This is a genomic window from Polaromonas sp. (assembly GCF_041689105.1).
Lineage (GTDB): Bacteria > Pseudomonadota > Gammaproteobacteria > Burkholderiales > Burkholderiaceae_C > Polaromonas.
In genome coordinates this window covers 15,590-27,465 of record NZ_JBDNGU010000071.1, presented here as the reverse complement: position 1 = coordinate 27,465, position 11,876 = coordinate 15,590, and the positions used below count along the sequence as shown (strand labels likewise).

At 65.3% G+C, this 11,876-nt stretch carries 7 protein-coding genes; 3 read left to right on the top strand and 4 right to left on the bottom strand.

The annotated features are described in order from the left end of the window. Positions 1-107: 107 nt before the first annotated feature. From ACESMT_RS06370 to trxA, 4 genes are all read right to left on the bottom strand, one after another. Positions 108-1,826: a hypothetical protein gene (locus ACESMT_RS06370; protein WP_372825730.1), complete on the bottom strand. Its 1,719-nt coding sequence runs from the start codon at positions 1,824-1,826 to the stop codon at positions 108-110. A 95-nt stretch (positions 1,827-1,921) separates the two neighbouring features. Continuing rightward, a complete protein-coding gene (locus ACESMT_RS06365) occupies positions 1,922-2,203 on the bottom strand; it encodes a type B 50S ribosomal protein L31 (RefSeq protein WP_372825729.1) in 282 nt (93 codons plus the stop codon). A gap of 231 nt (positions 2,204-2,434) precedes the next feature. Beyond that, positions 2,435-3,697 (bottom strand): transcription termination factor Rho, encoded by a 1,263-nt coding sequence (rho, locus tag ACESMT_RS06360; RefSeq protein ID WP_372825728.1) that lies wholly within the window; start codon positions 3,695-3,697, stop codon positions 2,435-2,437. A gap of 255 nt (positions 3,698-3,952) precedes the next feature. Next, positions 3,953-4,285 carry a thioredoxin TrxA gene (gene trxA / locus ACESMT_RS06355; protein ID WP_305348010.1) on the bottom strand — a complete coding sequence of 111 codons (333 nt, stop codon included), beginning with the start codon at positions 4,283-4,285 and terminating at the stop codon, positions 3,953-3,955. A gap of 110 nt (positions 4,286-4,395) precedes the next feature. On the opposite strand from trxA, the gene ACESMT_RS06350 reads away from it, so the two are divergent. The 3 genes from ACESMT_RS06350 (at position 4,396) to ACESMT_RS06340 (ending at position 11,867) form a co-directional block, all read left to right on the top strand. Further along, a complete protein-coding gene (locus ACESMT_RS06350) occupies positions 4,396-6,924 on the top strand; it encodes a PD-(D/E)XK nuclease family protein (RefSeq protein ID WP_372825727.1) in 2,529 nt (842 codons plus the stop codon). Next, positions 6,921-10,214: a UvrD-helicase domain-containing protein gene (locus tag ACESMT_RS06345; protein ID WP_372825726.1), complete on the top strand. Its 3,294-nt coding sequence runs from the start codon at positions 6,921-6,923 to the stop codon at positions 10,212-10,214. Before ACESMT_RS06350 ends, ACESMT_RS06345 begins: the two co-directional genes overlap by 4 nt. Before the next feature lie 303 nt (positions 10,215-10,517). Further along, positions 10,518-11,867: a TIGR03862 family flavoprotein gene (locus ACESMT_RS06340; RefSeq protein WP_372825787.1), complete on the top strand. Its 1,350-nt coding sequence runs from the start codon at positions 10,518-10,520 to the stop codon at positions 11,865-11,867. The last annotated feature ends 9 nt before the right edge of the window (positions 11,868-11,876 follow it).

Below are 11,876 nucleotides of genomic sequence, written 5' to 3'. Positions count from 1 at the left end.
GCAGGCCATTCGGGCAGGCCGGAAAGCGCGGGGTGCGGACAGATCCGCGCGGCTGGCGAATGAGGGCGGGAGGCAGGAGGCCGGGCAGCATTGCGGCGGGGACGGGGTCACGGTCGGCTGACGCGTTTGAACAGCAGCACGTTCTCGTTCCGGTCGGTCGGCCGGCGCAAGGTGGCCAGGAATGCCCACTCGGGCATGTCAACGGTCCCGCTGAGGGTGGCTTGCGCGTCGGCATCGACCACCAGGTACGGGCAGGCGGCTTTGGCGCCGGCACGTTGCAAGGTCATGTGGCCGTGATACTGGAAGGCCGCCACCTGGGCTGCGTTCAGACCATAAACCTCCACGCAGCCATCGGGGTCAACCAGGGCCGCCACCTGCCGCGACAGCGGCGCATAACTGCGCGCGTAGTCCAGCAGGGGCAACCACAAGGTCATGAGCAGCATCCAGCACAAGGTGGCGCCGCCCGCAGGCAGCACCATGGATTTCCAGATCGCCGCACGCTGTCGGCCGGCGCGCCACCGGACCAGCCAGGCCCAGGCCAGCGTAGCCAGTGCGGCAGCCAGAAAGGCCAGCCAGGAAAAGCTCGGCTCGAAGCCGGGCGCCAGCTTGGCGACGTTGGCCGCAGGCTGTTTGGGCATGCCGGTCTGCATGGCGATCCAGATCACCCAGATGACGGTGGCGCAACCGGTGAAAAACAGCAGGGTGAACCAGTCGATCAGCGAGGCCACGCTGCGCTTGAGTGTGGGCAGGGCAAAGGCGGCCAGCGCCGCCAGCGGCGGCAGGCTCAGCAGCAGGCTGCGATCAGTCGCCAAGGTGGTCACGGTGGCGGCCAGCGCCACCAGCGCAAACCACAGCGGCAGGGCCACATGGCGGCTGGTCAATTGCCTGCGCCAGCGGTACAAAGTCCAGGCGGCCAGCGGCCAGGTAGGCCAGGTGAACCAGATCAGCAGCCGTGCCAGACTGCGCCATTCCTTGCGGTCGGCAGAGGTTTCCAGGCCGGGAATTTCGATGCGCCAGCGCCATAGGTCCAGCCCATAGGACAGGGCGCACACAGCCAGCGTCAGAACGCCCGCCAGCAAGACCCAGCGCCAGGCGTGTGGCTGGGGTTTTTCGGACTGGGTTTCTTGTGTGCCGCCCAGCGCAAGCAAGGTGCTGCCAGCGCCGAGCAAGGCCGCCACGGTGGGCGCGCCGCTCAGGGCCAACCCGGCCAGACCAATCCCCAGGCCCAAGGCCGGCCCCAGCAGCTTGTAAGCGCTTCGGTAGGCGCTGGCCGCCATCGCATAAAACACCAGCGCCGTAAAGGCGAGCTGCGCCAGTGCCGGCGTCGTTTCATGGGAGAGCTGGGCCAGGCCCAGGCTCGCGACCAGTGCCAGCAGTCCGGCATCGGCGATGGCGCGGGCATAGTCCACCGGGCTGGCTTCGCCGCCAAAGGCAAAAGCCACGGGCTGGGCTTGCGGGCTGCGCGCCAGGTAATACACCGCGTACCAGGTGCACAGCAGGGTCAGGGCCAGCAGCAGCCCGAACGGGACGCGCACCGCAAAAGCCGGGTCAAAAAACGGGAAGGCCTTGATCGCCAGTGCGCCCAACCAGTAGGGCGCCAAGGCTTCGAACTCGCCTGACTGGCCCAGCAGTTGCGGGTGCAGCCAGCTGGTGTTGCCTGCGGCCAGCTCGCGCATCGTGCCGAAGGCCGCAATATCGGCGTTTTTCCAGGGACTGCGGCCCAGGAAGCCGGGCAGGATATAGGCGACACAAAACAGCAGCAACGCAAGCCGGGGCAGGCGCCGGACTGCGGACTGGGCAATGATGGCGGGTGAAGGTTTGTTCACGGAAACTCAGGCGGACGCAATGCCCGATTTTGGGGCAAAAAAAAGCAGCCTGGTGTCAGGCCGCTTTTTCTGGTGGGCTGGAGAGGTTTCGCAGCTTATTCGGCAGCAGGCGCCGCAGCGTCCTTGGCGGGGGTCTTGCCAAAACGGTTGCGGAACTTCTCGACGCGGCCTCCCATGTTGTCCACAGATTTTTGTGTGCCGGTGTAGAAGGGATGCGACTCGCTGGACGTATCAAGCTTGTACAGGGGCAGTTCGCGGCCGTCGTCCATTTTCACCATTTCTTTGGTGTTGGCGCAGGAACGGGTCACAAACTTGAAGTTGTTGGACATGTCCAGGAAACAAACTTCGCGGTAATTGGGGTGAATGCCTTCTTTCATGATCTTTCCTTGTTCGTTTCGGGAGCCACTCAAACCAGTTTCGAGCACTTTCCGTGAAGCCTCGCATTATGCCATGAAATCAAGCACTTACAGCGACTTTTGGCTTTGAGCCCGTCCAGCAAGCAGGAGCCGCAGGTCCGGCACTGCCGGCCCGCAGGCCCAGCGCCCCCTCGGGGGGCAGGGCGCTACGCGAAGCGAGCAACCGTGGGGGCGATTGCTGGCGTGGCGGCGTTAGCCGCCGCGCCTCATCATGTCGAAGAACTCGTGGTTGTTCTTGGTGGCTTTCATGTTCTTGAGCATCAGCTCCATGGACTCGATTTCGTCCATGTTGTACATGAACTGGCGCAAAATCCGCGACTTTTGCAGGATTTCGGGGGCCAGCAGCAACTCTTCCTTGCGGGTGCCGCTGCGGTTGAGGTGAATCGCCGGGAAAACGCGTTTTTCGTAGAGGCGGCGGTCCAGGTGAATCTCGCAGTTGCCAGTGCCTTTGAACTCTTCAAAAATCACCTCGTCCATGCGGCTGCCGGTATCGACCAGCGCGGTGCCGATGATGGTCAGGCTGCCGCCTTCTTCAATCTTGCGGGCCGCGCCGAAGAAGCGTTTCGGGCGCTGCAGCGCGTTGGCATCCACACCACCGGTCAGCACCTTGCCCGACGAGGGCAGCACGTTGTTGTAGGCCCGGGCCAGACGCGTGATCGAGTCCAGCAGAATCACAACGTCCTTGCCCAACTCGACCAGGCGCTTGGCGCGCTCGATCACCATCTCGGCGACGTGGACGTGACGCGCGGCGGGCTCGTCAAAGGTGGACGAGATCACTTCGCCGCGCACGCTGCGCTGCATCTCGGTGACCTCTTCAGGGCGCTCATCCACCAGCAGCACCATCATGACCACTTCGGGGTAGTTGGCGGTGATGGCGTGGGCGATGTTCTGCATCATCACGGTCTTGCCGGACTTGGGCGGTGCGACCAGCAGGGCGCGCTGGCCCTTGCCGATGGGTGCCACGATGTCGATGATGCGGCTGGTCAGGTTTTCTTCGCCCTTCATGTCGCGCTCGAGCTTGAACTGCTCGCGCGGGAACAGCGGCGTCAGATTCTCGAACATCACCTTGTGTTTGTTGGCCTCGGGCGCGCCGTCATTGACCTTGTCGAGCTTGTTCAGTGCAAAGTAGCGCTCGCCGTCTTTCGGGGTGCGCACTTCGCCTTCGATCATGTCGCCGGTGTGCAGGTTGAAGCGGCGTATCTGGCTCGGGCTGATGTAGATGTCGTCGGTGGACGCGGTGTAGCTGGAGTCCGGTGCCCGCAGAAAGCCGAAGCCGTCCGGCAGCACTTCGAGCACACCATCGGCGACGATGGTTTCACCGGTTTTGGAGCGTTTCTTGATGATGGCGAACATCAGCTCCTGCTTGCGCATACGGCCAACGTTTTCAATCTCAAGCTCTTCGGCCTGCTTGAGGACTTCAGACACATGCAGTGCCTTGAGTTCGTTTAAGTGCATGGAATTACTCCTGGCGGAGTTCATTGATGGAAACGGGGGGAGGTTTGAAAAGAAGCCGCTTCAGAGGGAAGGCTTACAAACCGGGAACTCGAACCAACCGGCAGCGGCCGGTCAGCGAACAAGGGCATTATGACAGGAAATCAGGGCTGCCCGTCAGGTCGAAAAAGGGGCTGCACTCGCAGTGCAGGCGCGGGGCTGATACCCGGTCATGCGAAGAATCCACAGGCGGGATTGGTCGCATGGCGGGCGGGAGGTTCAGGCCAGTTGCTGGTCGATGAAGGCAGTCAGTTGCGCCTTGCTCATGGCGCCAACCTTGGTGGCGGCCAGTTGGCCGTCCTTGAACAGCATCAGGGTAGGAATGCCGCGAATGCCGAACTTGGCCGGGATGTCGCGGTTTTCATCGACATTCATTTTGGCAATTTGCAGGCGGCCGTCGTAACCGGTGGCTACTTCGTCCAGAATCGGGGCAATCATCTTGCAGGGACCGCACCACTCCGCCCAGTAGTCCACCAGCACCGGCTTTGTGGCCTGCAGCACATCGGCTTCGAAGGTGGCATCGGTGGTATGTTTGATCAGTTCGCTGGCCATGGCATGTCCTTTGGAGAGGTTCAGGAAATTGTGTCGATAGAAGCTAAAGTTGCAGGCATTGTGGCAGAAACCAAGTCCCCCCGCAGGCCACCAAACCCCAAGTCCTCCCTATGAACGTGATAGTGAATGCCGCGACCGCCGCGCCAGGCCCCAGCGAGGTTGTCTGGCCGCAGGTGATGGCGCAACTGGCTGTGCTGCTGCGCGAGCGCGGCGCCCATCCGGCGCGAACCCTGGTGCTGCTGCCTTATGCGCAGCTCATTCAAGAGGCCAAAGCCGCTTGGGCAGGAACCGCGGGCGGCACGCACTTTGTGCCGCGTTTCGAGTCCACGATGAACTGGGCGACCAGCCTGGGCGGTCTGGACGCGGCCGATGGTGATTTTCGTCAGGACGCGGCGCGTGATGTGTTGACTGCCACTTCGCTGCTGCAGCGCGCCGGCCTGGGCGCGCACAAAGACGCGCTGGCCACCCGACTTGTCGAATCCGCCGGATCGCTGGCCAGGCAGGCTGCGGCAGTGCCGCCTGAACGGCGGCAGGCCTGGGGTGCGGAGATGATCACCTTGTTGGGCGCCGGCCTGCAGACACCGTTGCTGCGGCTGGAGGCTGCACTGGGACAGATCGCCCTGACTTGGGTCGCCCATTCGAGCTACCCGTCGGATCTGCTGTTTTCACAGCAGGCGAGTGGTCCTGTGGACCTGCTGGTGGTGCTGGAAGGTTTTCAGGTCGAGCCAGTGACCGCGGCGCTCAAAGCGCACTTTGGCGAACGCGCCGTATCCCTGTCGCTGAACCTGCCTGGCGAGGCTCGCGCGCCGGCCCTGCATGCGGCGCCGGACTTCGAGGCTGAGGCGCAGCGCGCTGCCGCCTGCGTGCTGGCGCACCTTGCGCAGGGGCGCAGCCCGGTCGCGCTGGTGGCGCAGGACCGCGAACTGACGCGCCGTGTGCGTGCCATGCTCGGTGAGGGCGGAGTCGCGCTGCGTGATGAAACCGGCTGGAAACTTTCCACCACGCGCGCCGCTGCCACGCTGATGGGCCTGCTGCGTGCGCTGACCTGGCATGCCAGCACCGACGCGGTGCTCGACTGGCTCAAGAATGCACCGGCTTTTGCGCCCGCAGCCGTCGAAGCCGCCGAGAAGCAGCTGCGCCAGCTGGGTGTGCGTGAGTGGCGCGCTGTGGGTGACACGCTGGCGGCCGTGCACGACATCGCCGAGCGGCTGAACGCATTGCGTGACAAGCTGCAGCGCGCCCGCCCGCTGGCCGCCTGGCTGCGGGATCTGCGCGCTGCGCTGCAGGCGGTCGGGCAGTGGGACGCTCTGGTGCAGGACGTGGCCGGTCAGGCCGTGCTTGACGCGCTGCGCCTGCACGAGGGTGCCGAAGCCGAGTTTGCCGATGCCGATGCGCGCATGGACCTGGCCGGGTTCACCGGCTGGGTCAACCAGACGCTGGAGGCGGCGGACTTCAAGCCCGTGCACCCGCGCGAGGCGCAGGTGGTGATCCTGCCGCTGAGCCAGTTGCTGGGCCGGACGCTGCAGGCTGTGGTCTTGCCCGGCTGCGACGAGCAGCGCCTGCAGGTGTCGCCCGAGCCCCCGGGCAGCTGGACCCCGGCGCAGCGCGAGCTGCTGGACCTGCCATCGCGCGAAGCGGGCGCCGCTGCCCAGCGCGCCGCCTGGCTGCATGCACTGCGCTTTGCGCACCTGGATGTGCTCTGGCGCGAAAGCGACCAGGGCGAGCGCCTGATGCCCAGCGGTTTTGTGCAGGAGCTTCTGTTGCAACAGCATGACAGGACCCTGGCCGCCGACCCGCGCGTGTTGCGACCGCTGGTGCTGCAACCCACGCTGCACCCCATGCCCAGCGGGGAAGCCCTGCCGGTGAGGCGGCTGTCGGCCAGCGCCTATGAAGACCTGCGGCGCTGCCCCTATCGCTTTTTTGCATTGCGCCAGTTGCGCTTGCAGGAAGCCGATGAACTCGATGCCGAACTCGGTAAACGCGATTTTGGAAACTGGCTGCACACGCTGCTCAAGTTTTTTCACGACGCGCTGCAAGCTGCGCCGGCAACCGGGCTGCCCGTGCGCAGCGCGATGATGGACCAGGCGGCAGACCAGGCCAGCCGCGCCCTGGCCCTGAGCGACAGCGAGTTTTTGCCGTTTGCCGCGAGCTGGCCGCGCGTGCGCGACGGCTACCTGGCCTGGCTGGCGGATCATGAGGCTACCGGCGCGGTGTTCAGCGCCGCTGAAGTCGAAAGGCAGACACCGCTTGGTGAGTTGACCCTGATCGGCAAGATTGACCGCATTGACAAACTTGCCGACGGCAGCGCGCTGGTGATTGACTACAAGACCGAGGCACGCGCCACCACCTCAGAGCGTCTGAAGCAGCCGCAGGAAGACACGCAGCTGGCGTTTTACGCCGGCCTGCTCGACGACGACACGCTGGCCGCCGCCTACGTGAATCTCGGGGAAAAAGAGCCCACACGCACCTATGAGCAGTCCGGTATCGTGGCTTTGCGCGACGAACTGCTCGACAGCATCATCACCGACATGGCGCGGATTGCGCGCGGCACGCCGCTGCCGGCACTGGGTGAAGGCAAGGCCTGCGAGTATTGTTCTGCGCGCGGCCTGTGCCGCAAAGATTTCTGGGAAAGCCCATGACGCAGGCCGCCTACGAACACAACGACCAGCCGGTGTCGGCCGAGGCGTTTTATGCCATCGCCTGCGACCCGCGCCGCAGTGTGGCCGTCGAGGCCTGCGCTGGCGCCGGCAAAACCTGGATGCTGGTCTCGCGCATTTTGCGGGCGCTGCTCGCGGGCGCGCAGCCGCACGAGATCCTCGCCATCACCTTCACCAAACGCGCCGCCGGCGAGATGCGCGAACGGCTCTACGAATGGCTGGAGCAGTTTGCGCATGCCGACGACGCTACGCTGGCGCGCGAGCTCGCGATGCGTGGTTTTTCGTACAAAAAAGGCCCGCAGCCCCCGCCAGATGGGCGCGAGCAGCTATCAAATTTATACCAGCGCATCCTCGAGACCGGCCGCTCGGTGCAGATTCGAACCTTCCACAGCTGGTTTGCTGCCTTGCTGCGCAGCGCCCCCCTGGCCCTGTTGCAGCAGCAAGGCCTGCCGCTCAACTACGAACTGCTGGAAGACGATGCGCCGGCCCGCGCCCTGGTGTGGCGCAGGTTTTATGCTGCACTGCTGGCTGAACCTGCGCTCAGGGCGGACTTCGAAGCGGTGGTGCTGGCACATGGGCGTTTTCAGACCGACAAGGCCTTGCAGGCGGCCCTCGACAAACGCACCGAGTTCGCCCTGGCTGATGCGGTCGGCGTGGTGGACGCGTCGGTCAAGCATTTCACCGTGCAATTCACCGAGTTTGGCGGCCTTGACGAGCCCGAAGAACTGCTGAGCACCAACCGTTTTCACCGCCAGACCTTGCGTGATGCCGCCGTTGCCCTGGGCCGCGCCAGCGCGCCGACTTTTTCAGCCAAAGGCGCTGAGCTGGAGCAGGCGCTGAGCGCCGGCAACCTTTCCGGCGCGTTTGCCGCGCTGCTGACCGAAAAAGGCACGCCGCGCAAGTTCGGCGAAAAAATCGTTGGCATCGAGCAGGTGCGCATCGCGCAGGAGCTGGTGCTGCGTGTGCTGGCCGCGCGCCAGCAGCACGACGCCTGGCTTTACCAGCAGCGGCTGGCGCGGCTGGCGCGGCTGCTGATTGCCGAGTTCACCGCGCTCAAGCAGGAGCGCGGCTGGGTCGACATGAACGACATCGAACGCGCAGCGCTCGCTTTGCTCGGCGACGAGGTGTTGTCGGGCTGGGTGCAGCAGCGCCTGGACGCGCGTATCCGGCATCTGCTGATCGACGAGTTCCAGGACACCAACCCGCTGCAGTGGCAGGCGCTGTGGTCCTGGCTCAGCGCTTACGCGGGTGCGGGCACCGCGCCCAGTGTGTTTATCGTCGGTGATCCCAAGCAGAGCATTTACCGCTTCCGGCGGGCCGAGCCGCAAGTGTTCAAGGCCGCGCAGCTATTTGTGCGGCAGGGCCTGGGTGGCGAGCTGCTCAGCTGCGACCACACGCGGCGCAACGCGCAGCGGGTCATCACCACCGTCAATGCGGCGATGGGCGCGGCGCGGGACAGCGATGGTTATGAAGGCTTTCGGGAGCACACGACGGAGTCAACAGAAGCCGGTGCGGTTGGCCGGCTGCCGCCCATTCCGCGCAGCAAGGAGGACGAGGCTGCGTCCGACGAACTGGGTGGCTGGCGCGACAGCCTGACCACGCCGCGCGAAGTGCCCGAAGAGACATTGCGCACCTTGGAGGCAAGGCAGGCCGCAGCGTGGATTTCACACTTGTTGGCCCCCACGCTCGGCACTGGCGTGTCCTCGCTGCCCCCCGGGGGGGCGCATTTTTCCTTGGGGCGGCCCGGCGGAAAAACATTGTTGCCCTCTGATGTTATGGTTTTATCGCGCAAACGCGCTGGCCTGCTGCCGCTGCAGGATGAGTTGCGCGCGCTGCACATCCCCGCAGTGGTCGGTGAAAAAACTGCGCTTATCGACTGCTGCGAGGTGCTGGATGTTGTCGCCTTGCTCGATGTGCTGGTTTCACCGCAGCATGACCTCTCGCTGGCGCGTGCACTCAAGTCGCCGCTGTTCGGGCTCAGCGACGACGCGCTGGTCGAGATCGCGCTGCAGCGCGCGACGCTGGGTCTGTCGTGGTTTGAGGTGCTACAACAATCAGAGCAGCTAGCGCCCGCCACCAAAGGGCTGGCGCCAATTTTGATGCAGTACAAAGGCTGGCTGGACAGCCTGCCGCCGCACGACGCGCTGCAGGCGATTTACCACCACGGCGATGTACTGGCGAAGTTCGCTGCCGCCGCTCCGGGGGCGCAGCGCGCCGCCGTGCTGGTCAACCTGCGCGCCTTGCTGGCGGTGGCCCTGCAGCTCGATGGCGGACGTTACGCCACGCCGTACGCCTTTGTGCGGGCGCTCAAGGCTGGCGGCCTGCAGGCGCCAGCCACGGTCAGCAGCGAAGCGGTGCGCCTGCTGACCATCCACGGCGCCAAGGGGCTGGAAGCCGAAGCCGTGCTGCTGCTGGACACCGACACGCTGGAGCGCAACGCCGACAGCATGGGGGTGCTGGTGGACTGGCCCGGTGAGGCCGTCGCGCCGCACAAGTTTGTTTTTCTGGTCAGCGAAAGCCGCCCGCCCGCCTGCGCGGTCGAAGCGCTGGCGCTGGAGCAGGCGGCGCGCAAACGGGAAGAACTCAACGCGCTTTATGTGGCGCTGACCCGTGCGCGCCACACGCTGGTGTTGTCGTCCATCACGCCGCACCGCGAAACCACCGACAGCTGGTGGCGCCGCCTGGACAGCCTGTTAGACGATGTACCCGTGCCGATGGCACAGGCCATATCCGGTGCCGGTGAGCAGGCCCTCGACTACCTGCTGGAACTGCCCGCAGTTCCCGTCCTGCCTGCGCAGCCAGCGATCGAAACCGCAGCGGACGAGGATCCCGACGTCGCGCGTATCGGCAAAGCCATGCACCGCTTGCTGGAGTGGGGCAGTGGGACCGAACCCCAAGTACGCGCCGTGGTGCGCGAGTTCCGCCTGAGCCCGGCGCAGGGCCAGGCCGCGGCGGCCATGGCGCAGCGCATTCTGGCTGGCGAAGGCGCGTGGGCCTGGAACGCAGAGGTGATTGCCTGGCAAGGTAACGAGGTCGAGTTGTCCCACGCTGGCCAGGTTTTTCGCCTGGACCGGCTGGTGCAGCGCCGTGATGCCGGGCATGAAGGCCACTGGTGGGTGCTGGACTACAAATCGCGCGCCGCCCCGCAGGAGTTGCCCGATCTGGTCGAAAAAATGCAGATCTACCGCGCCGCCGTGCAGGCGATCCATGTCGGGCAGACCGTCAAGGCGGCATTCTTAACCGCACAGGGTACGGTGCTGGAAGTTCCCTGAGACAAGGGCAGGGTGTTCGGACCTGCATAATTCAGGCTGAAGCCGACCCAGCAGCGCCCGCACTACTTGCCATAGCGATGGCCCTGGAGCCGATTTCCCAAGCATTTCAGGCCTGCAGCCCTTGTGGAGCCGGCATAGTCAGCTATCAAAATGATAGTTTTCTGCGCCGCTGGCCCGCGTACTCTTGTTCCTGACATCGCGCCATCTGGCCTTTTTGCATCTTCCCTGGAATTTTTTTTGAACCCGCTCACACCCCACGCTGCATCCGGTACGCCCGACGCCTCCGCCCACCGGGCGCTTCGCGTGGCCGTCATCGGCGGCGGCCCGGCCGGGCTCATGGCCGCCGAGATCCTGTCCGCCGCCGGCGCGGCCCTGCAGGTCGGGGTGTATGACGCCATGCCTTCGGTGGGCCGCAAGTTTTTGCTGGCCGGCAAGGGCGGGCTGAACCTCACGCATTCAGAGGCCGCAACGCCTTTCATCAGCCGCTACGGTGAGCGCAGCGCGCAGCTTGAGCCGCTGTTGGCCGCATTCGGCCCCGCCGAATTGCGGGCCTGGGCCGGGGCGCTGGGCGTGGAAACCTTTGTTGGCAGCTCGGGCCGTGTGTTTCCGAAGAACATGAAGGCCGCACCACTGCTGCGTGCCTGGTTGCAGCGCCTGCGCGGCGCCGGCGTGAAGTTCGCGATGCGGCACCGCTGGCTGGGCTGGGCCGATGATGGTTCGCTGAAGTTTGCCGGCCCCGCCGGCGAAGTGCGGGTTCAGGCCGATGCCGTGGTGCTGGCGCTGGGCGGCGCAAGCTGGGCGCGCCTGGGCTCGGACGGTGCCTGGGTACCGATGCTGGCCGGGCGCGGCGTGGCCGTGGCGGCGCTGCAGCCGTCCAATTGCGGCTTTGATGTCGGCCCGGAGCCGCGCGCGCTGGCAGCTGCCGAACAGGGCGAAACCCGGCGCGAGTTTTTCCGCGAGTTGGTCGGCCAGGGTCCGTCGCAGCAGCCGGGCTGGACCGGGCATTTCGCCAGCCGCTTTGCCGGTCAGCCCTTCAAGTCGGTGGCCATCAGCTTCACCGACTCGCGCGGCCGCAGCTTCAGCCGCAGGGGCGAATTTGTCGCGACGGCCACCGGCGTGGAAGGCAGCCTGATCTACGCCGCCTCCAGCCTGCTGCGCGACGAAATCGCCGCCCATGGCAGCGCGGTTTTTCACCTCGACTTGCTGCCCGACAAGTCGCCTGAGCAGGTGCTGGTTGAAGTGCGCCACCCACGCGGCTCGCGCTCGCTGTCCAGCCACCTCAAGAGCCGTCTGGGTATCGAAGGCATCAAGGCCGCGATGCTGCATGAGCTGCTCGGCAAGGAAGCGATGAACGACCCGGTGCAACTGGCCCACGCCATCAAGGCCCTGCCGGTGCGTGTGGTGGCGACGCGACCCATCGACGAAGCCATCAGCAGCGCCGGCGGGGTGGTGTTCGAAGCCATGGATGCGCAGCTGCGGCTCACGGCCCCGGCGGGGGTACCGGTGTTCTGCGCCGGCGAAATGCTGGACTGGGAAGCGCCCACCGGCGGCTACTTGCTCACCGGCTGTTTTGCGAGCGGGCGTGTGGCCGGGCAGGGCGTTTTGAGTCATTTTGGCCTGAAGCCCTTGATTGGCGAGAACGACCAGCTATGAATTGGATAG